We start from the raw sequence: 19179 nt of genomic DNA on the forward strand, positions 1-19179 counted from the left end.
GCCGGAGCGGGCTCAGCCCGCGCTCTGCCGGTACCGCGCCAGCTCGGGCGCCGTCTTCGTGGCGGTGAACTCGGTGACGCGGTACTCGCACACCCCGGCCGTGACGAACGGGTCGGCCGCGACGACCGCCTTGATCTCCGCCCGGCTGTCCGCGACGGCCAGGATCACCCCGCCGTCACGGGGGTTCTTGCGGCCGGAGGCCAGGAACAGCCCGTTGTCGTACTGCTCGTCCAGCCAGGCCACGTGAGCGGTCATCGCGGCGTCGACAGCGTCGAGCGGGGCGGTGTAGGTCAGCTCCAGTACGAACATGATCGCGAGCCTACCCCCGCGCCCCGTAGGGTCATGGCCACCATGATCACCGCACAGGTTCCGGCCGACTGGCCGACCACCGAGGAGCAGGCCCGCGCCGTCCAGGACGCGCTGCGCGGCCGGGTCGTCCGCGACGAGCCCGGCCCGCCGCCCGGCACCGGGCATGTCACCGGCGTGGACGTGGCCTACGACGACGCACGCGACCTGGTCGCGGCGGCGGCCGTGGTCCTGGACGCGGCGACGCTGGAGACGGTCGCGGAGTCGACGGCCGTGGGCCGCGTCGCCTTCCCCTACGTCCCCGGCCTGCTCGCCTTCCGCGAGCTGCCCGCCGTGCGCGCGGCCCTGGCGGCGCTGCCCTGCCCGCCCGGCCTGGTCGTCTGCGACGGCTACGGCCTGGCCCACCCCCGCCGCTTCGGCCTCGCCAGCCACCTGGGCGTCCTGACCGGCCTGCCCACGCTGGGCGTCGCCAAGAACCCCTTCACCTTCACCCACCCGACCCTGGCACCGGCACGGGGGAGCACCGCCCCGCTGCTCACGGAGGACGGCGAGGAGGTGGGCGCGGCGCTGCGCACCCGGAGCGGGGTGAAACCGGTCTACGTCTCGGTGGGCCACCGCGTCACGCTCGACAACGCCCTCGCCCACACCCTCACCCTGACCCCGCGCTACCGCCTCCCGGAGACGACCCGCCGAGCGGACGCGCTGTGCAGGCGGGCACTGCGGGAGGCGGCGGAGAGCTGAGCCCCCGCCGTCAACCCTCGTACGGCTGGCGGATGTCCGCGGGGATGCGCCCCCGGTGGTGGACGACGTAGCCGTGCGCGCGGGCCCAGCGCTCTATCGCGTCGTTCCCCGCGCCGCGCACCTCTTTCACCTCTGCCACGTCGCCCTCCGTGCCGCGAGCCTCTCCCGCTTCGTGATCCATGGCCCGACCCTACGCGGAGGCACTGACATCCCCTGTCGGCATCACGCGCCCCGTGCGAGGCGGCGGTGCCGACCGGGTCACCCCTTCTCGTCGGGCGCCACGCTCCGCTCCGCCACCACCCGGAACCCGATCCCCGCGGACTGGAGCCGTTCCAGCAGGGCGTCGCCCATCGCGGTCACCGGGGTGAGCTGGCCGGAGCGGTCCGGGAGGTCGTCCGTCGCCAGGGACAGGGCCGCCTCCGCGAGCATCTTCGCGGTCTCCCCGTAGCCGGGGTCGCCGCCCGTGACCTCGGTGAAGACGCGCCGCCCGCCGCCCTCGCCGACGAAGCGGATACGGAACCAGCTCCGGGCGCGCCTCTCGGCGTCCGGGCCCTCGCCGGGCTGGAGCCGACCGGAGAGCCAGGAGCGCACGGGGGCGAGCCGGGCCGCCAACGCGAGGACGCCGACGCCCGCCACCCCGGCCGCCGCGATCGGGAGGCGCTCGACCGCCGCGTAGTGGCGGTAGCGGAAGTCGGGGCCGTAGCGGTCCAGGGACCTGGCGGAGCGGGACACGATCTGCGGGTCGATGGTGGGCAGCGGCAGCGCCCAGGCGCCGACCTCCCCGGCGAACCGGGGCGCGCCGGCGGGGGCGGAGACCCGGCGGCCCATCAGGCGCGGCTCGTGCCGGGCCCGGTCGCGGGCCGCCGCCCACATGCTGCCGGGCCGCGCGAACTGGTTCAGCGCCGAGGCGAGCGTGCCGCCGGAGAAGGTGGCGTCCACCGTGACGAACCCGTCCACCCGCAGCGGCACCCCCTCGGGCAGTTGTCGCACCGTGAAATAGGCGCCCAGGTCGTGCGGTACGGAGTCGAAACCGCAGGCGTGCACCAGGCGGGCGCCGGTCTCGCGGGCGCGGGCGTCGTGGCGGATGAACATCAGGTCCACGAACTCGGGCTCGCCGGTCAGGTCGAGGTAGTCCGTGCCGCTGTCGGCGCAGGCGGCGACCAGTTCCTCGCCGTAGGTGACGTACGGGCCGACGGTCGAGGCGACCACGTGGGCCTGTTCCGCGAGCGCGCGCAGGGTGGCGGGTTCGCCGACGTCGGCGCGGAGCACTCCGATGGCCGAGCCGCCGGGCAGCCGGTCGCGCAGCGCCTCCAGCTTTCCGGGGTCCCGGCCCGCGACGGCCCAGCGCAGGCCCTCGGGAGCGTGCTCGGCGAGATACTCCGCCGTCAGCGTGCCGACGAAGCCGGTGGCGCCGAACAGCACGATGTCGTAGGGGCGGTCCGTCGTTTTCAGCCTGCTCATGACACTCCTTGCCCAGGCAGCCCGCGCAGCTGTCGGGGCCCGAGGCTAGCGTGAACGGTGCGGGACCCGAAGGGCGCCCCGTGCGACGGCTCCGGGGAATCAGGGCGCACCGGGGCACTTCGCTAAGCGCCCGCTCGTTCAGGTCTTGTGCCCGGTGGACGGTGTTCCTAGCATCACCGGTGTTACATCGTTTGTGTCATACGCGCTTGGGGGCATGACGGCATGACGACGGCAACGACGCCGGAACAGGGCCCGCTCGGCGGGGTGCGCGTGGTGGAGCTGGCCGGGATCGGCCCCGGCCCCTTCGCCGCGATGCTGCTGGCCGACCTGGGCGCCGACGTGGTCCGGGTGGACCGCCCCGACGGCCCCGGCCTCGGCATCGACCCCGCGCGCGACGTCACCAACCGCAACAAGCGCTCCGTCGTGGTCGACCTCAAGGACCCGGACGGCCCCGCGCGCGTGCTCGACCTCGCCGAGCGCGCCGACATCCTGATCGAGGGCTACCGCCCCGGCGTCGCCGAGCGGCTCGGCGTCGGCCCCGCCGACTGCCACGCCCGCAACCCCCGTCTGGTCTACGGCCGGATGACCGGCTGGGGCCAGGACGGCCCGCTCGCCGACCGCGCCGGGCACGACGCCTCCTACATCGCCGTCACCGGCACCCTCGGCATGATCGGCCGCCCCGGCGAACCCCCGGCGCTGCCCGCCAACCTCCTCGGGGACTACGCGGGCGGCTCCCTCTACCTCGTCGTCGGCGTCCTCGCCGCCCTGCACCACGCCCGCGCCACCGGCACCGGCCAGGTCGTGGACGCCGCCATCGTGGACGGCACCGCCCACCTCTCCGCCATGATCCACGGCATGCTCGCCGCCGGTGCCTGGCAGGACCGCCGCGCCGCCAACCTCCTGGACGGCGGCTGCCCCTACTACGGCACCTACGAGACCGCCGACGGGAAGTACATGGCGGTCGGCGCCCTGGAACCCCGGTTCTACGCCGAGTTCCTCCGCCTCCTCGACCTCGACGGCCTGGCCGACGCCCACCACGACCCGGCCCGCTGGCCCGAGCTGCGCGAGCGGGTGGCGGCCCGCTTCAAGTCCGGTACCCGTGCCGAGTGGACGTCCCGTTTCGAGGGCACCGACGCCTGCGTGGCGCCCGTACTGGGCCTGCGCGAGGCCCCGGACCACCCCCACCTCGCCGCCCGCGGCACCTTCACCGAGCACGACGGGCTGGTCCAGCCCGCCCCCGCCCCGCGCTTCTCCGCCACCCCCACCCGCGTCCGCTCCGGCCCCGCCCTGCCCGGCACCGGCGCCGAGGACGTGACCCGCGACTGGGACCTCCCGCAAGCCACCGCCTGACACCCTCCCGAAAGGCACACCAGTGACCACCGAAGCGTTCGTGTACGACGCGATCCGCACCCCGCGCGGCCGAGGCAAGGCCAACGGCGCACTGCACGGCACCAAGCCGATCGACCTGGTCGTCGGCCTGATCCACGAGATCCGCGCCCGCTTCCCCGGCCTGGACCCGGCCGCCATCGACGACATCGTGCTCGGCGTCGTCGGCCCCGTCGGCGACCAGGGCTCCGACATCGCCCGCATCGCCGCCGTCGCCGCGGGCCTCCCGGACACCGTGGCGGGCGTACAGGAGAACCGCTTCTGTGCCTCGGGCCTGGAGGCCGTCAACACGGCCGCCGCCAAGGTCCGTTCCGGCTGGGAGGACCTGGTGCTGGCGGGCGGTGTCGAGTCGATGTCGCGGGTGCCGATGGCCTCGGACGGCGGCGCCTGGTTCAACGACCCGATGACCAACCTCGCCACCAACTTCGTCCCGCAGGGCATCGGCGCCGACCTCATCGCCACCATCGAGGGCTTCAGCCGCCGCGACGTCGACGAGTACGCGGCCCTGTCCCAGGAGCGCGCCGCCGACGCGATCAAGGGAGGCCGCTTCGAACGCTCGGTGGTCCCCGTCAAGGACCGTGCGGGCCTCACCGTCCTCGACCACGACGAGTTCCCCCGCCCCGGCACCACCGCGGACTCCCTCGCCGGTCTCAAGCCGTCCTTCGCCGACATCGGCGAGCTGGGCGGGTTCGACGCGGTCGCGCTGCAGAAGTACCACTGGGTGGAGAAGATCGACCACGTCCACCACGCGGGCAACTCCTCCGGCATCGTCGACGGCGCCTCCCTGGTCGCCATCGGCTCCCGCGAGGTGGGGGAGCGGTACGGGCTCACCCCGCGCGCCCGGATCGTCTCCGCCGCCGTCTCCGGCTCCGAGCCCACCATCATGCTCACCGGCCCCGCCCCGGCCACCCGCAAGGCGCTCGCCAAGGCCGGGCTGACCATCGACGACATCGACCTGGTCGAGATCAACGAGGCGTTCGCCGCCGTCGTGCTGCGCTTCGTCAAGGACATGGGCCTGTCCCTGGACAAGGTCAACGTCAACGGCGGCGCCATCGCGCTCGGCCACCCCCTCGGCGCCACCGGCGCGATGATCCTCGGCACCCTCGTGGACGAACTGGAGCGCCAGGACAAGCGGTACGGCCTGGCCACCCTGTGCGTCGGCGGCGGCATGGGCATCGCGACGATCATCGAACGCGTCTGAACTCCCAGCGGAATCAGCGGAACCAAGCGACTTCTACGGAGACGACTGTCATGACCGAGAGCACCACCATCCGCTGGGAACAGGACGACACCGGTGTCGTCACCCTCGTCCTCGACGACCCCGGCCAGTCCGCGAACACCATGAACCAGGCGTTCCGCGACTCCCTCGCCGTGATCACCGACCGGCTGGAGGCCGAGAAGGACTCGATCCGCGGCATCGTCTTCACCTCGGCGAAGAAGACCTTCTTCGCGGGCGGCGACCTGCGCGACCTCATCCAGGTCACCCCCGACACCGCCCAGGACCTCTTCGACGGCGGCCTCGCCATCAAGCGCGACCTGCGCCGCATCGAGACCCTGGGCGTTCCGGTCGTCGCGGCGATCAACGGCGCGGCCCTCGGCGGCGGCTTCGAGATCGCCCTCGCCTGCCACCACCGCATCGCGCTGGACGCCCCCGGCTCCCGCATCGGCTGCCCCGAGGTAACTCTCGGTCTGCTCCCCGGCGGTGGCGGCGTCGCCCGTACGGTCCGGCTGCTCGGCATCACCGACGCGCTGCTGAAGGTCCTCCTCCAGGGCACCCAGTACAACCCGCGCCGCGCGCTGGACAACGGGCTCGTGCACGAGGTGGTCCAGACGCCGGAGGAGCTGACCGCGCGGGCCCGTGCCTTCATCGACGCCAACCCGGAGTCCAGGCAGCCCTGGGACCAGCCCGGTTACCGCATCCCCGGCGGCACCCCGGCCAACCCGAAGTTCGCCGCCAACCTGCCCGCCTTCCCGGCCTCGCTGCGCAAGCAGACCAACGGCGCGCCCTACCCGGCGCCGCGCAACATTCTGGCCGCCGCCGTCGAGGGCGCCCAGGTCGACTTCGAGACCGCGCAGGTCATCGAGGCGCGGTACTTCGTGGAGCTGGCCGCCGGGCAGACCGCGAAGAACATGATCCAGGCGTTCTTCTTCGACCTCCAGGCCGTCAACTCCGGCCTCAGCCGCCCCCAGGGCATCGAACCGCGCAAGGTCCGCAAGGTCGCCGTGCTCGGCGCGGGCATGATGGGCGCGGGCATCGCCTACTCCTGCGCCCGCGCGGGCATCGAGGTCGTCCTCAAGGACGTCTCGCTCGAATCGGCCGCCAAGGGCAAGGGCTACTCCGAGAAGCTGTGCGCCAAGGCCGTCGCCAAGGGCCGTACCTCCCAGGAGAAGGCCGACGCCCTGCTGGCCCGCATCACCCCGGCCGCCGACGCGGCCGCCCTCGCGGGCTGCGACGCGGTGATCGAGGCGGTCTTCGAGGACACGTCGCTCAAGCACAAGGTGTTCCAGGAGATCCAGTCCGTCGTCGCCCCGGACGCCCTCCTCTGCTCCAACACCTCCACGCTGCCCATCACCGCGCTGGCCGAGGGCGTCGAGCGCCAGGGCGACTTCATCGGGCTGCACTTCTTCTCGCCGGTCGACAAGATGCCGCTGGTCGAGATCATCAAGGGCGAGCGCACCGGCGACGAGGCGCTGGCCCGCGCCTTCGACCTGGTCCGGCAGATCAACAAGACGCCGATCGTGGTCAACGACTCACGCGGCTTCTTCACCTCGCGGGTGATCGGCCACTTCATCAACGAGGGCGTCGCGATGGTCGGCGAGGGCATCGAACCGGCCTCGGTCGAGCAGGCGGCGGCCCAGGCGGGCTACCCGGCGAAGGTCCTCTCCCTGATGGACGAGCTGACCCTCACCCTCCCGCGCAAGATCCGCGCCGAGACCCGCCGGGCCGTGGAGGAGGCGGGCGGCACCTGGACCGCGCACCCCGCCGACGAGGTCGTGGACCGCCTGGTCGACGAGTTCGACCGCCCCGGCCGCAGCGGCGGCGCGGGCTTCTACGACTACGAGGACGGCAAGCGCACCACCCTCTGGCCGGGCCTGCGCGAGCACTTCACCAAGCCGGGGCATGAGATCCCGTTCGAGGACATGCAGGAGCGCATGCTGTTCTCGGAGGCCCTGGACACCGTCCGCCTCCTGGAAGAGGGCGTCCTCACCTCCGTTGCCGACGCCAACATCGGCTCCATCCTCGGCATCGGCTTCCCCGGCTGGACCGGCGGCGTCCTCCAGTACATCAACGGTTACGAGGGCGGCCTGCCCGGATTCGTGGCCCGCTCGCGCGAGCTGGCGGAACGGTACGGGGAGAGGTTCACGCCCCCGGCGCTGCTGGTGGAGAAGGCGGAGCGGGGGGAGACGTTCACGGACGCCCGCTGACGTCCGTCACGAGGGGCGCGCCTCGGGGACCTGTTCCTCCGGGGGCGCTCCTCGTCGTCTCCTCCACTCCGTGCCGGGTTCAGGCGAACGTGCGCCGGTAGGCCTGCGGGCTGACACCGGTGGTGCGCTTGAAACGGTCACGGAAGGTGGTCGGGGAGGCGAAGCCGACCTGGTGACCGATGCGTTCGACGGAGTGGGCCGTGGTTTCCAGCAGATGCTGGGCCTGACGGATGCGGGCGCGGTGGAGCCACTGGAGCGGGGTGGTGCCGGTCTGGTCGCGGAAGCGGCGGATCAGGGTGCGGGTGCTGGTTCCCGCGTGCTCCGCGATGTCGGTGAGGGTGATTTCACCGGCCAGGTTCTCCCGCAGCCAGGCGAGCAGCGTCTCCAGCTCGGAGCCCCGCGGGGTGGGTACGTGGTCGTGGACGATGAACTGGGCCTGACCGCCTTCCCGTTCGAGGGGCATCACCGACAGGCGGGCTGCGTCGGCGGCCACGGCCGAGCCGTAGTCACGGCGGATCATGTGCAGACAGAGGTCCAGGCCGGCGGCCGCGCCGGCCGAGGTGAGGAACTGGCCGTTGTCGACGTACAGGACGTCCGGGTCGACGTCGATGTCGGGGTGTGCGGCGGCCAGGAGAGCGGCCGCCCGCCAGTGGGTCGTCGCGCGCAGGCCGTTGAGGAGGCCGGTGGCGGCCAGGGGGAAGGTGCCCACGCAGAGGGAAGCGATCCGCGTGCCGTCGGCCGCAGCCGACCGCAGCGCGTCCCGGATGGTGGGAGGGAGCGGGGCGGTGGGTTCGGCGATGCCCGGCACGATGATCGTGTCCGCCCCCTGGAGGCCCTCCAGCCCCCAGGGGGCGCGCAGGGCGAAGGCTCCCGCGTCGATCTCGTCCCGCTCGGCGCACACCCGTACCTGGTAGCCGGGCCGCCCGTCCGGCAGGCGGGTCCGGGAGAACACCTCGATCGGGGTCGACAGGTCGAACGGGATCACCTGGTCCAGTGCGAGAACGGCGACGGTGTGCATGGCGAAAACGTACTCCTCCACCGGACATGACGGCGCCGGTCAACCGTCCGGGCGCCCCATGTCAGGCATCATTCCGAAGCCCTCGGGCGGTCGTGGCGTTTTCCCGTCGAACCCTGTCACTACTGCCACTGGGCGCTCACGGCGGTCACGGGTTGACTTCGGGGTGTCCGATGGAAAGCGACTCCGAGGGAACCTCCATGCACGTTCAGGTTGTCCTGTTCGACGGCTTCGACCCGCTCGACGTCATCGCCCCCTATGAGGTGCTCCACGCCGGTGGCACGGCGTCGGACGGCGCGGTGACCGTCGAGCTGGTCTCCGCGGAGGGCCCGCGTGAGGTGATCAGCGGCACCGGCGGGCTGACACTGCGCGCCACCGGCGCCGTCGACCTGCAACGCGCGGACCTGCTTCTGGTGCCCGGCGCCTCCGGGCGCGTGGGCGAACCCGGCGAGACACCCGAAGAGGAGCTGGGCGCCGGCGAGTGGAAGCGGGACGAGTTCATCCCGGTACTGCTGGGCCGCACGCTCACCACCGGGCTCCCCGCACTCCTGGAGCGGGCCATGAACGATCCGGGCATCACGGTCGCCGCCGTCTGCGGTGGCTCGCTCGTCCTGGCCATGGCGGGTCTGCTGGAGGGGCGTCACGCGACCACCCACCACCTGGGCCTCGACCTGCTGGACGCCACCGGCGCCCACGCGGTCCGCGCCCGCGTCGTGGACGACGGCGATCTGGTCACCGGCGCCGGAGTCACCTCCGGGCTCGACCTGGGCCTGTACCTGCTGGAGCGCGAGGTGGGCCCCCGAATCGCGCACGCCGTCGAAGAGCTGTTCGCCCACGAGCGGCGCGGCACCGTCTGGCGGACTCGGGGCCCGGTGCCCGCCGCCCTCTGACCACTCGGCCCTCCGCTTCCCCCCTCGCACCATCAGAAGGAACATCAGCATGTCCGTAGAAGGCACCTGGCACCTTTCCGTCTCCACCCCCGTCGGCCGGATCAAGGCCGTGATGGAACTCCACGAGCGGGACGGCCTGCTGACGGGCGTCGCCCGCGGAGCCGGCGAGGAGGTGCCGCTCAGCGACATCACCCTCGACGACGGCCGGCTCACCTGGAAACAGGCCGTCACCCGCCCCCTGCGGCTGAACCTGGCGTTCGATGTCACGGTCGACGGCGACACCCTCCGGGGCACCTCCCGGGCCGGTCGCCTCCCCTCCTCGAAGGTGATCGGCGAGCGCCGGCCGGCCGGGGAGCAGCTGGCATGACCAAGGTGCTCCTCTCCTTGCACGTCCTGACCGCCCTGATCGCCGTAGGGCCTGTCACGGTCGCCGCGAGCATGTTCCCCGCCACGCTGCGCCGCGCTCAAGGTGATGGCGACGGCGACGCCCGGACGACCCTGCGGACACTGCACCGCATCTGCCGCGTCTACGCGGGCATCGGCATCGCCGTTCCCCTCTTCGGCCTCGCCACGGCCGGCAGCCTCGGCGTCCTCGGCGACGGCTGGCTGATCACCTCGATCCTGCTGACCGCGGCGGCCGCCGCCGTCCTGGCCCTGCTGATCCTGCCCGCCCAGGACCGCGCACTGGCCGTGGCCACCGAATCCGCCCTGCCGCAGGCACCTCCCGTGGCACCGGGCCGGCTCGCCATGCTCACCGGCATCTTCAACCTGCTGTGGGCAGCGGTCACCGTACTGATGATCGTCCGCCCCGGCTCCACCACGGGCGCGTGACCACGCACGGCCCGTGTGCGACTCGTACTGACGCGCACAACCTCGTCAATGAGGCCCGTCGCGCCCTGAGTGCTCGTTGACGTCGCGGCCGGAACGGCTCGCGGCTTGCCGGGAAGCGGCGTTGTCAGTGGGGTCTGTCAGGGTGTGGTTCGTGGAGGAACTGGTGGAGCGGGTCGATGGTCAGGACCGTGTTCTGGGGGTGGTCACGCGTCGGCAGGCCGTCCGGGAGGGCTGGCTGCATCGCATCGCCTCGACGGTGTGCCGTGACGAGCGCGGCCGGTTCCTCGTGCACCGGCGGTCGGAGCAGCTGGCGCGCTTCCCCGGGCTCCATGAGGTCATGGTCGGGGGCGCGGCGATCGTCGGCGAATCCTATGAACAGGCCGCCGCGCGGGAGCTGACCGAGGAGCTGGGCATTCTTGGCCTGCCGCGCCTGCTGTTCACGTTCGTCAACCGCAGTGGCTTGAGCCCGCACTGGCTCGGTGTGCATGAGGCCGTCATCCCGGACGCCGTGGTCCCCGATCCCGGCGAGGTCGCCTGGCACGGCTGGCTGACCGAGTCGGAGCTTCACGCGGCCCTGTCGGAGTGGCGCTTCACCCCTGACAGTCACGAAGCCTTCAGCCGGTATCGCGCGTTCCGGCAGCAGTGCGGCGACGATCTGACGGGCCCCCGCCACCCCGGCCCGGACCCGGTCTAGCCCTCCTCACCTTCCCCCAGCCACTCCCGTACCTCCTGCCGCAGTGACCGCTGGAACGTGGTCAGGAGGGCCTGGATGACCAGGGGCTGCATGTGGGCGGAGAGGGTGCGGACGTCCTGGGGGGTGTGTTCGGGGACCGCGTCGCGCAGGAGGGTGGAGAGTTCGCGGGCGGCCGCGCGGGAGTGGTCGAGGAGGGTGGTGCGGGCGGCGAGGATGACCTCGGGGGAGAAGGGGAGGTCCAGGAGCTGTACGGCGAGACGCAGCAGCCCGGTGTCGACCCGGTAGCCGTCCTCGTCCAGCCGCGCCAGCACGTCCATCGCCGTCAGCCGCCGTACGTCGTCGTCGGTCAGCCTGCGCCCCGCCCGGCGGTCCAGCTCGGCGCGGCCGACCGTCTCCACCGCCTCCGGGGCCCAGGAGGAGACGACCGCCCGGTGCACCGCGAGGTCCTGCGCGGTGAGGTCGGCCGGGAGGCGGCCGAGGTACCGCTCGATCGCCGCCAGCGTCATGCCCTGGAGCCGCAGCTCCTCGATCAGCGCGAGGCGGGCCAGGTGCTCGCGCCCGTACCGGCCGACCCGGCGGGGGCCTATCTCCGGGGGCGGGAGCAGACCGCGGGTGCCGTAGAAACGCACCGTGCGCACGGTGACGCCGGACCGCGCGGCCAGCTCGTCGATGGTGAGGGTCGGGTCCTCGGCCTCGGTGGTCATCGCAGCAGTATTGCTGTCGCAGCAGGTGTGTGAAACCCGCGGAGGCGGGAGTGTGCAACCCGCGAAGGTCATGTGAGAAGTGCCGCTCTGTGACGTGGACCACCGCATATCGGGTGATCTCTCTGGGAAGCTGCTGCCTTGGTCTGTACCGCGACATGATCGTGCGGCGCGGGCCGCCCTGTAAGGAACCGGTCCCTCGTGGCCCGGGAGTACCAGAGAGTGGAACGATCCGTGAGCAAGGACGCCGTTGACTCGGCCCCGGCCGCTGCCCCCACGCAGCAGGCCCAGACGCCCGCGGACGCGGGCGACGCCGGTTACAGCAAGGACCTCAAGGCCCGCCACGTCAACATGATCGCCATCGGTGGCGCCATCGGCACCGGCCTGTTCCTCGGAGCGGGCGGCCGCCTGCATAACGCGGGCCCCGCGCTCGCCCTGGCCTACCTGGTCTGCGGAGTCTTCGCCTTCTTCGTGGTCCGGGCGCTGGGCGAGCTGGTCCTGTACCGCCCGTCCTCCGGGTCCTTCGTGTCGTACGCGCGCGAGTTCCTCGGCGAGAAGGGCGCCTATGTCGCCGGCTGGATGTACTTCCTGAACTGGTCGACCACCGGCATCGCCGACATCACCGCGATCGCGCTCTACACGCACTACTGGAGCATGTTCACGTCCATACCGCAGTGGGTGCTGGCACTCGTCGCGCTGGCCGTGGTGCTCGCCGTGAACCTGATCTCGGTCAAGATCTTCGGCGAGATGGAGTTCTGGTTCTCCATCATCAAGGTCGCCACCCTGGTGGGCTTCATGCTCATCGGCATCTTCCTGCTGGCCACCCAGCACGACGTCGGCGGCCACCAGCCCGGCGTCAGCCTCATCACCGACCACGGCGGGATCTTCCCGCACGGCATGATGCCGGTCGTCCTCGTCATGCAGGGCGTGATCTTCGCGTACGCCGCGCTCGAGCTGGTCGGCGTCGCCGCCGGTGAGACCGAGCACCCCGAGAAGGTCGTCCCGCGCGCGGTGAACTCGATCATGTGGCGCGTCGGCGTGTTCTACGTCGGCTCCGTGGTGCTGCTCGCCCTGCTGCTGCCCGGCTCGGTGTACTCCGCCGACCAGAGCCCGTTCGTGACCGTCCTGTCCAAGGTCGGCATCCCGGCGGCCGGTGACGTGATGAACCTGGTGGTGCTCACCGCCGCCATGTCCTCGCTGAACTCCGGCCTGTACTCCACCGGCCGCATCCTGCGCTCCATGGCCATGGCCGGTTCCGCGCCGAAGTTCACCGCCCGGATGAACCGCAGCCAGGTCCCCTACGGCGGCATCCTGCTGACCTGCGCGGTCTGCGTGCTCGGCGTCGGCCTGAACTACCTCGTGCCCAGCCAGGCGTTCGAGATCGTGCTGAACGTCGCCTCGCTCGGCATCATCAGCACCTGGGTGATCATCATGCTCTGCCACATGATCTTCGTCCGCCGCGCCCGCGAGGGCCGGGTCACCCGCCCGCGCTTCCAGCTCAAGTTCAGCCCGGTCACGGAGATCGTCACGATCGCCTTCCTGCTGGTCTGTCTCGGCATGATGTGGAACGACCCCGAGGTCGGCCGCCGCACCCTCTACCTGATCCCGCTGATCGCCGTCCTGCTGGTCGCGGGCTGGTTCGGAGTGCGCCGCCGCGTCACCGCGAACGCCGACCGGGAGCTGACCGACCTCACGAAGTAGCAGGTCACGGCCACTGTCAGTGGCAGCCCTTACGGTGGCGTCATGTCGGAGATCGTTTACATCCGGGGTGACGCCACCGCGCCATGTGCGGAGGGCGCCCGCGTGATCGCCCATGTCTGCAACGACATCGGCGGCTGGGGGAGGGGCTTCGTCTCCGCGCTGTCCAACCGCTGGCCGGAGCCGGAGGCGGCCTACCGCGCCTGGTACCAGGGCCGCGCGGACAACGACTTCGGCCTGGGCGCCGTCCAGCTCGTCGAGGTCGGCCCGCGCCTGTGGGTGGCCAACATGATCGGCCAGCACGGCATCAGGGGGCGCGGCAAGGGCGCCCCGGTGCGGTACGAGGCGATCGACACCGCCCTCGGCCGCCTCGCCGACCAAGTGATCGAACTCGGCGCCTCCGTGCACATGCCCCGCATAGGCTGCGGCCTGGCGGGCGGCGAGTGGCCGCTCGTCGAGCCGCTCGTCGGCGGGCGGCTGGCGGGACGGGGCATCCCCGTCACTGTGTACGACCACGCCACCGTGGACGACCAGGGGGAGGCCGCATGACGGACGTACTGGTGCTGGGCGGAGCCGGGGTGGACACCATCGTCCGCGTGCCCGAGCTGCCGTTGCCCTTCGCCGACAGCTATCACGTCGACACCGGGGTGCACACCCGCGCCGGGCAGACCGGCGACTTCGTCGCGCTCGGGCTGGCCGCGCTGGGCCTCGACATCCACCACCTCGACCTGATCGGCGACGACCCCGAGGGCGACCTCGTCCGCGCCCTGCACCGGGACCGGGGCATCGCCCTGACCGCGCTGCCCCAGCCCGCCGGGACCAAGCGGGCGGTCAACCTGGTCGGCCCGGACGGCCGCCGCCTCTCCCTGTACGACACCAGCCGCGCCCGCCCCGGCGACCGCTTCCCCGACGACGTGCTGCGCCCCCTCGCGGTGGCGGCCCGGCATGTCCACGTGACGATCACCCCGCCCTGCGTCGAGGCCCTGCCGCTGCTCCGCGAGACCGGTGTGCCCCTCTCCACCGACCTGCACGACTGGGACGGCGAGAACCCGTACCACGAGCCGTACGCCCTCGCCGCCGACCTGGTCTTCGTCTCCGCCGCCGCGCTCGACGACCCCGAGCGCACCATGCGGTGGATAGCCGAGCGTGGCCGGGCCGAGGTCGTCGTGGCCACGGCGGGCGCCGAGGGGGCGTATCTGCTGGCCGACGGCAAGCTGACCCACGTCCCACCGACGACCCCGCCCGCCCCGGTGGTCGACTCCAACGGCGCGGGCGACGCCTTCGCCGCCGCCTTCCTCTACGGCCACCTCGCCGGGGAGACACCCGAGCGCTGCGCCCGGTACGGCGCGACAGCGGGCGCCTACGCCTGCACCGTCCCGGCCACCCGCGCGGACGCGATAGGCCGTGACGGTCTCCTCGGGGAGGAGACCGTCACGGCCTAGGCGAAGCGGGGCTCAGTGCAGAAGCGGGGCTCAGTGCGAAGCGGGACTCAGTGCGCGTGCACGTCGTTCGTCGCCTCGATCTTCTTCCACGACTTGGGCTGCGCGACCTTCGCCGTCAGGGACCGGGCCGCCGAGGCCGGGCCCCGCGCGTCCGGCTTCGACGGCTGGAACAGCCAGGTGTCGAAGAGCGCGGCCAGCGGCTTGCCGGACACCTGCTCGGCGTACTTCTGGAAGTCGGCCACCGAGGCGTTGCCGTAGGCGTGCTCCTTCGGCCAGCCCCTCAGCACGGCGAAGAACGCGTCGTCGCCGATCTGCTCGCGCAGCGCCTGCACGGCCAGCGCGCCCCGGTCGTAGACGGCGAGGTCGAACTGCGCGTCCGCGCCGGGGTCACCGGGCTTCACGGTCCAGAACGGGTCGTCGGCCGGGTGCGAGGCGTACACGTAGTCGGCCAGCTCACGCGTGGTGCCCTCGCCCTCGTGCTCGGACCAGAGCCACTGCGCGTACCGGGCGAAGCCCTCGTTGATCCAGATGTCCTTCCAGCCCTTCAGCGACACGTCGTCGCCGTACCACTGGTGGGCCAGCTCGTGCACGACCACCGAGGTGTTGGAACCGGCCGCGAACTGCTTCGGGCTGTAGTAGACGCGGGTCTGCGTCTCCAGGGCGTACCCGGTGGTGGTGTTCGGGACGTAGCCGCCCGCCGAGGAGAACGGATACGGCCCGAAATAGCCGCTCAGCCAGTCCACCAGCTCACCGGTGCGCTCCACACTCGCCCGCGCCGCGCCGTCGTTCGCGCCGAGATCCTTGCTGTACGCGTTGACCACCGGCACCCCGCCCTCGGAGGTGGAGGTGGTGATGTCGAACCGGCCGAGCGCGAGCGTGGCCAGATAGGTGGCCTGCGGCTTGTCCTGGCGCCAGTTGTACCGGGTCCAGCCCAGCTTCGAACTGGTCGACGCCAGCGTGCCGTTGGAGATCGCCTGGGTGCCGTCCGGCACCGCCACCGACACGTCGTAGGTCGCCTTGTCGCTGGGGTGGTCATTGCTCGGGAACCACCACCAGGCCGCCTCGGGCTCGTCGGCCGCGATCGCGCCGTCCGGGGTGCGGTGCCAGGTGTTGAAGCCGTACGCGCTCTTCGTGGACGGCACCCCGCTGTACCGGACGACCACGGTGACCTGCGTCCCCTTGGCCAGCGGGGTCTTCGGCGTGACGACCAGCTCGTGCTCGCCCGACGTGGTGAACGCGGCCTTGGTGCCGTTGACCCGCACCTCGCTGACGTCCAGCAGGAAGTCCAGGTCGAAGCTGGACAGGTCCTGCGTGGTCTTCGCCAGGATGGTCGCGGTGCCCTGCAGCTCATCGGTCTTCGGCTGGTACTGGAGCCTCAGGTCGTAGTGCGAGACGTCGTAGCCGCCGTTGCCGTACTGCGGGTAGTAGGGGTCGCCGATGCCCGGCGCGCCGGGCGCGGACGACGCGGCCGATGCCGGGATCGCCAGCAGGAGGGAGGCCGCGGCCAGGGCGCCCGGTGCGATGATTCTGCGGTGCACGTCAGCTCCAAGTCTTCTGGACAGGAAGTCTGTTCGGAGCCTATTCAGTCCCGGCTGCTTCTGACGTGTCCACGGCCCCAGCTGTCACACGATCGCCATTCAGCCGTCACGCGTCCCGGTGACCACTGAAAGGCCCTCTTCTGTACGGGTGTTGACGGGAGTAGCGTCCGCCCATGCCGAATCGCTCGCTCTGGAGAATGCTCGCGGTCCTGGCCGTCGGCGCACTGACGGCCGTCCTCCTCGCCCCCACCGCCGCCCAGGCGGCACCGCGCGAGAGCAGGCCCGTGTACTCGTACGCCGACGCCGTCCGCGAGTCCGTCTGGGTGGACACCGGCCTGGACGAGGACGGCGACGGCCGCACCGACCGCGTCGCCGCCGACATCGTCCGCCCCGCCGAAGCCGCCCGCGCGGGCCGCAAGGTGCCCGTCATCATGGACGCCAGCCCCTACTACTCCTGCTGCGGCCGCGGCAACGAGAGCCAGCTGAAGACGTACGACGCGCAGGGGCACGTCGTGCAGATGCCGCTCTTCTACGACAACTACTTCGTGCCGCGCGGCTACGCGTTCGTCGGTGTCGACCTCACCGGGACCAATCGCAGCGACGGCTGCGTGGACGTCGGCGGTCGCTCCGACATCGGCTCCGCCAAGGCCGTCGTCGACTGGCTCGGCGGCCGCGCCCGCGCCTACACCGCCCGGACCGGCGGAACCCAGGTCAAGGCGGGCTGGACCAACGGCGCCACCGGCATGATCGGCAAGAGCTGGGACGCCACCATCGCCAACGGTGTCGCCGCGACCGGCGTCAAGAACCTGAAGACCATCGTCCCGATCAGCGGCATCTCCTCCTGGTACGACTACTACTTCGCCCAGGGCGCCCAGCTCTACGACGGCGGCCCCGACGAACTCGCCGGGTACGTGGAGAACGAAGGGGCCCACTGCGCCGCCGTACAGAAGAAGCTCGCCGACGGCAGCCCCGCCTCCGGTGACTGGACCCGGCTGTGGACCGAGCGGGACTACGTGAAGGACGCGGGCAAGGTCCGCGCCAGCGTGTTCCTGGTGCACGGCATGCAGGACCTCAACGTCCGCACCAAGCACCTCGGCCAGTGGTGGGACGCGCTGGCGAAGCACGGCGTCGAGCGCAAGATCTGGCTCTCCCAGACCGGCCACGTCGACCCCTTCGACTATCGGCGCCGCGCCTGGGTCGACACCCTGCACCGCTGGTTCGACCACGAACTCCTCGGCTACGACAACGGCATCGACCGCGAGCCCATGGCCGACATCGAACGCCACCCCGACCAGTGGACCACCTCCGCCGTCTGGCCCCCGCGCGACACCCGCACCACCACCCTGTACCCGGCCCGCGGCGCCACGCCCGGCGTCGGCACCCTGGGCCTGCACCGGGCCACCGGCACCGAGACCTTCACCGACGACCCGAGCCGGAGCGAGACCGACTGGGCGGCCGACCTCACCAGGTCCACCCCCGACAAGGCCGCCTTCATCACCCCGGCACTCACCGGCCCGCTGCGGATCTCCGGGTCCTCCCGGGTGACCGTCACCGCCACCCCGAGCACCGCCTCCGCCCACCTGTCCGCCGTCCTGATCGACCTCGGCCCCGACACCATCCGGGACTACGCCGACAGCGGCGAGGGCATCACCACCCTCACCGGGCGCACCTGCTGGGGCGAGAGCACGGCCGGGGACAGCGCCTGCTTCAAGACCACCGCCGCGAAGACGGCCGACGTGGGCGCCACCGTCGTCAGCCGGGGCTGGGCCGACCTCGGCCACCACGCCTCGCTCGCCAAGGGCGTCCCGCTCACCCCCGGCCGCGCCTACACCATGACCCTCGACCTCGCCGCCACCGACCACGTCGTACCCGAGGGTCACCGGCTGGCGCTGGTCGTCGCGGGCACCGACAAGGACCTCATCGAACCGCCCGCCACCCGCCCCGCCCTCACCCTCGACCTCTCCCGCACCACCGCCCGCCTCCCGCTGACCGGCGGCCCGGCCGCCCTGACCCGCGCCACCACCGCACCGCCCGCCGAGCGCACCCTCACCGTCGTCGGCACCCCGCGCTGCCCGACCGGCCACGGCGACGGCTGCACCGCGGGCGCCGACCGGTAGACACCGGACCGGGCGGGGGTGCGACGATGGCAGCCTCGCCCAGGTCACCGCTCGGTCGGAGTGCTCATGCCTGTCATCACCGCGCTGACGTACTACCCCGTCAAAGGCTGCGCCGGAGTCCCGGTCGAGGAAGCCCTGCTGACCCCCGCCGGACTCGCGCACGACCGCGGGTTCATGGCCGTCAGCGACGCGGGGGTCTTCCGTACCCAGCGGCGCGACCCCCGGCTGGCGCTGATCCGGCCCCGCGTCACGCACGACGGTGCCCGGCTCACCCTCCGGGCGCCCGGCTTCGAACCGCTGGCCATCGACGTCGACGCGTCCGGTCCCGCCCGGCCCGTCGACCTGTTCGGCGTCGCCTACCGGGGGATCGACCAGGGCGACACGGTCGCCGACTGGCTGTCCTCGGTACTCGGCGCCCCCAGCAGGCTGGTCCGCGTACCGCCCGACCACGACCGGGTGACCGACGGCCGGACACCGGGGACCTCCGGATACGCCGACAGCTCCGCCGTGCACCTCCTCTCCCGCGCCACGCTCGACCTGCTGAACGAGAAGCTCGGGGAACGCGGTGCCGACCCGCTGCCGATGAACCGCTTCCGTCCCAACATCGTCGTCGACGGCTGGGCCGAGCCGCACACCGAGGACCGCGCCCACCACCTCACCCTCGGCTCGGCCGAACTCGGCTACACCAAGCTCGCCGTCCGCTGCGCCGTCACCATGGTCGACCAGGAGACCGGCGCCCGTTCGGGCCCCGAGCCCCTGCGCACCCTCGCCGGTTACCGCCGCGCGGCCCAGGGCGGGGTCGTCTTCGGGGTGAAGTACGCCGTACTGCGCCCCGGCAAGGTGTCCGTGGGGGACGAGGTGGTCGTCGGGGAGTGGGGGGAGCCGGAAAGGTAAGCCGCGGTCCGGCCCGTACGCCCTCGACCACGCGTACGC

The 19179-nt window shown here is 72.2% G+C and carries 19 protein-coding genes; 13 read left to right on the forward strand and 6 right to left on the reverse strand.

Going from position 1 to position 19179, the window contains the following annotated elements:
* Positions 1–12 precede the first annotated feature (12 nt).
* Positions 13–309, reverse strand: coding sequence for a YciI family protein (locus tag ACIPPM_RS03320; protein WP_401442348.1), 297 nt, complete (start codon positions 307–309; stop codon positions 13–15).
* Between the two features lie 42 nt (positions 310–351).
* On the opposite strand from ACIPPM_RS03320, the gene ACIPPM_RS03325 reads away from it, so the two are divergent.
* Positions 352–1047: an endonuclease V gene (locus ACIPPM_RS03325; protein WP_401442350.1), complete on the forward strand. Its 696-nt coding sequence runs from the start codon at positions 352–354 to the stop codon at positions 1045–1047.
* A gap of 10 nt (positions 1048–1057) precedes the next feature.
* Here ACIPPM_RS03325 and ACIPPM_RS03330 read toward each other — a convergent pair whose 3' ends face one another.
* Together ACIPPM_RS03330 and ACIPPM_RS03335 are read right to left on the reverse strand one after the other, a co-directional pair.
* Positions 1058–1228, reverse strand: a complete 171-nt coding sequence (locus ACIPPM_RS03330; protein WP_401442351.1) for a histone-like nucleoid-structuring protein Lsr2 — start codon at positions 1226–1228, stop codon at positions 1058–1060.
* A gap of 77 nt (positions 1229–1305) precedes the next feature.
* Positions 1306–2508 carry a saccharopine dehydrogenase family protein gene (locus ACIPPM_RS03335; protein ID WP_401442352.1) on the reverse strand — a complete coding sequence of 401 codons (1203 nt, stop codon included), beginning with the start codon at positions 2506–2508 and terminating at the stop codon, positions 1306–1308.
* A 222-nt stretch (positions 2509–2730) separates the two neighbouring features.
* Between ACIPPM_RS03335 and ACIPPM_RS03340 the strand changes: the two genes are divergently transcribed.
* Genes ACIPPM_RS03340 through ACIPPM_RS03350 form a run of 3 tightly spaced genes read left to right on the forward strand, consistent with a single transcriptional unit; the run spans position 2731 to position 7320 of the window.
* Positions 2731–3858 (forward strand): CaiB/BaiF CoA transferase family protein, encoded by a 1128-nt coding sequence (locus tag ACIPPM_RS03340; RefSeq protein ID WP_401442354.1) that lies wholly within the window; start codon positions 2731–2733, stop codon positions 3856–3858.
* A 22-nt stretch (positions 3859–3880) separates the two neighbouring features.
* Complete coding sequence (locus tag ACIPPM_RS03345; RefSeq protein ID WP_350901260.1) at positions 3881–5095, forward strand: acetyl-CoA C-acetyltransferase; 1215 nt, start codon at positions 3881–3883, stop codon at positions 5093–5095.
* Positions 5096–5145: 50 nt separating this feature from the next.
* Positions 5146–7320, forward strand: coding sequence for a 3-hydroxyacyl-CoA dehydrogenase NAD-binding domain-containing protein (locus ACIPPM_RS03350; RefSeq protein WP_401442355.1), 2175 nt, complete (start codon positions 5146–5148; stop codon positions 7318–7320).
* Between the two features lie 79 nt (positions 7321–7399).
* On the opposite strand, the gene ACIPPM_RS03355 is transcribed toward ACIPPM_RS03350, so the two are convergent.
* On the reverse strand, positions 7400–8338 hold the full coding sequence (locus tag ACIPPM_RS03355) for a GlxA family transcriptional regulator (protein WP_401442357.1): 939 nt from the start codon (positions 8336–8338) through the stop codon (positions 7400–7402).
* A 197-nt stretch (positions 8339–8535) separates the two neighbouring features.
* Between ACIPPM_RS03355 and ACIPPM_RS03360 the strand changes: the two genes are divergently transcribed.
* The 4 genes from ACIPPM_RS03360 (at position 8536) to ACIPPM_RS03375 (ending at position 10750) form a co-directional block, all read left to right on the forward strand.
* On the forward strand, positions 8536–9225 hold the full coding sequence (locus ACIPPM_RS03360) for a DJ-1/PfpI family protein (RefSeq protein WP_401442358.1): 690 nt from the start codon (positions 8536–8538) through the stop codon (positions 9223–9225).
* A 49-nt stretch (positions 9226–9274) separates the two neighbouring features.
* On the forward strand, positions 9275–9592 hold the full coding sequence (locus ACIPPM_RS03365) for a hypothetical protein (protein ID WP_401442359.1): 318 nt from the start codon (positions 9275–9277) through the stop codon (positions 9590–9592).
* Positions 9589–10056, forward strand: a complete 468-nt coding sequence (locus ACIPPM_RS03370) for a hypothetical protein (RefSeq protein WP_401442360.1) — start codon at positions 9589–9591, stop codon at positions 10054–10056. The genes ACIPPM_RS03365 and ACIPPM_RS03370 overlap by 4 nt, the downstream gene beginning before the upstream one ends.
* Positions 10057–10207: 151 nt before the next feature.
* Positions 10208–10750 carry an NUDIX hydrolase gene (locus ACIPPM_RS03375; protein WP_401442362.1) on the forward strand — a complete coding sequence of 181 codons (543 nt, stop codon included), beginning with the start codon at positions 10208–10210 and terminating at the stop codon, positions 10748–10750.
* Here ACIPPM_RS03375 and ACIPPM_RS03380 read toward each other — a convergent pair.
* Entirely contained in the window at positions 10747–11454 is a 708-nt protein-coding gene (locus ACIPPM_RS03380) for a MerR family transcriptional regulator (RefSeq protein WP_401442363.1), read from the reverse strand. The genes ACIPPM_RS03375 and ACIPPM_RS03380 overlap by 4 nt on opposite strands.
* A gap of 231 nt (positions 11455–11685) precedes the next feature.
* On the opposite strand from ACIPPM_RS03380, the gene ACIPPM_RS03385 reads away from it, so the two are divergent.
* Genes ACIPPM_RS03385 through ACIPPM_RS03395 form a run of 3 tightly spaced genes read left to right on the forward strand, consistent with a single transcriptional unit; the run spans position 11686 to position 14591 of the window.
* The gene (locus ACIPPM_RS03385; protein WP_401442364.1) at positions 11686–13152 is read left to right on the forward strand and encodes an amino acid permease; all 1467 of its coding nucleotides are present in this window, start codon (positions 11686–11688) and stop codon (positions 13150–13152) included.
* Positions 13153–13194: 42 nt separating this feature from the next.
* Positions 13195–13698: a macro domain-containing protein gene (locus tag ACIPPM_RS03390; RefSeq protein ID WP_401442366.1), complete on the forward strand. Its 504-nt coding sequence runs from the start codon at positions 13195–13197 to the stop codon at positions 13696–13698.
* Entirely contained in the window at positions 13695–14591 is an 897-nt protein-coding gene (locus ACIPPM_RS03395; protein ID WP_401442367.1) for a PfkB family carbohydrate kinase, read from the forward strand. Before ACIPPM_RS03390 ends, ACIPPM_RS03395 begins: the two co-directional genes overlap by 4 nt.
* A 47-nt stretch (positions 14592–14638) precedes the next feature.
* Here the strand turns inward: ACIPPM_RS03395 and ACIPPM_RS03400 are convergent, their stop codons facing one another.
* Positions 14639–16129 (reverse strand): M1 family metallopeptidase, encoded by a 1491-nt coding sequence (locus tag ACIPPM_RS03400; protein WP_401442369.1) that lies wholly within the window; start codon positions 16127–16129, stop codon positions 14639–14641.
* A gap of 173 nt (positions 16130–16302) precedes the next feature.
* On the opposite strand from ACIPPM_RS03400, the gene ACIPPM_RS03405 reads away from it, so the two are divergent.
* Both ACIPPM_RS03405 and ACIPPM_RS03410 read left to right on the forward strand, forming a co-directional pair.
* A complete protein-coding gene (locus ACIPPM_RS03405; protein WP_401442370.1) occupies positions 16303–18246 on the forward strand; it encodes a Xaa-Pro dipeptidyl-peptidase in 1944 nt (647 codons plus the stop codon).
* 66 nt (positions 18247–18312) lie between these two features.
* Positions 18313–19140, forward strand: coding sequence for an MOSC domain-containing protein (locus tag ACIPPM_RS03410; RefSeq protein WP_401442371.1), 828 nt, complete (start codon positions 18313–18315; stop codon positions 19138–19140).
* Positions 19141–19179 lie beyond the last annotated feature (39 nt).

Source organism: Streptomyces sp. NPDC090119 (assembly GCF_044747085.1).
GTDB lineage: Bacteria > Actinomycetota > Actinomycetes > Streptomycetales > Streptomycetaceae > Streptomyces.

Bases quoted from the DNA above. Each gene is read 5' to 3' on its own strand.
- ACIPPM_RS03370 (WP_401442360.1), top strand. From the start codon at position 9,589: ATGACCAAGGTGCTCCTCTCCTTGCACGTCCTGACCGCCCTGATCGCC.
- ACIPPM_RS03365 (WP_401442359.1), top strand. From the start codon at position 9,275: ATGTCCGTAGAAGGCACCTGGCACCTTTCCGTCTCCACCCCCGTCGGC.
- ACIPPM_RS03325 (WP_401442350.1), top strand. From the start codon at position 352: ATGATCACCGCACAGGTTCCGGCCGACTGGCCGACCACCGAGGAGCAG.
- ACIPPM_RS03405 (WP_401442370.1), top strand. From the start codon at position 16,303: ATGCCGAATCGCTCGCTCTGGAGAATGCTCGCGGTCCTGGCCGTCGGC.
- ACIPPM_RS03335 (WP_401442352.1), bottom strand. From the start codon at position 2,508: ATGAGCAGGCTGAAAACGACGGACCGCCCCTACGACATCGTGCTGTTC.
- ACIPPM_RS03320 (WP_401442348.1), bottom strand. From the start codon at position 309: ATGTTCGTACTGGAGCTGACCTACACCGCCCCGCTCGACGCTGTCGAC.
- ACIPPM_RS03395 (WP_401442367.1), top strand. From the start codon at position 13,695: ATGACGGACGTACTGGTGCTGGGCGGAGCCGGGGTGGACACCATCGTC.
- ACIPPM_RS03410 (WP_401442371.1), top strand. From the start codon at position 18,313: ATGCCTGTCATCACCGCGCTGACGTACTACCCCGTCAAAGGCTGCGCC.
- ACIPPM_RS03340 (WP_401442354.1), top strand. From the start codon at position 2,731: ATGACGACGGCAACGACGCCGGAACAGGGCCCGCTCGGCGGGGTGCGC.
- ACIPPM_RS03350 (WP_401442355.1), top strand. From the start codon at position 5,146: ATGACCGAGAGCACCACCATCCGCTGGGAACAGGACGACACCGGTGTC.
- ACIPPM_RS03330 (WP_401442351.1), bottom strand. From the start codon at position 1,228: ATGGATCACGAAGCGGGAGAGGCTCGCGGCACGGAGGGCGACGTGGCA.
- ACIPPM_RS03355 (WP_401442357.1), bottom strand. From the start codon at position 8,338: ATGCACACCGTCGCCGTTCTCGCACTGGACCAGGTGATCCCGTTCGAC.
- ACIPPM_RS03360 (WP_401442358.1), top strand. From the start codon at position 8,536: ATGCACGTTCAGGTTGTCCTGTTCGACGGCTTCGACCCGCTCGACGTC.
- ACIPPM_RS03390 (WP_401442366.1), top strand. From the start codon at position 13,195: ATGTCGGAGATCGTTTACATCCGGGGTGACGCCACCGCGCCATGTGCG.
- ACIPPM_RS03380 (WP_401442363.1), bottom strand. From the start codon at position 11,454: ATGACCACCGAGGCCGAGGACCCGACCCTCACCATCGACGAGCTGGCC.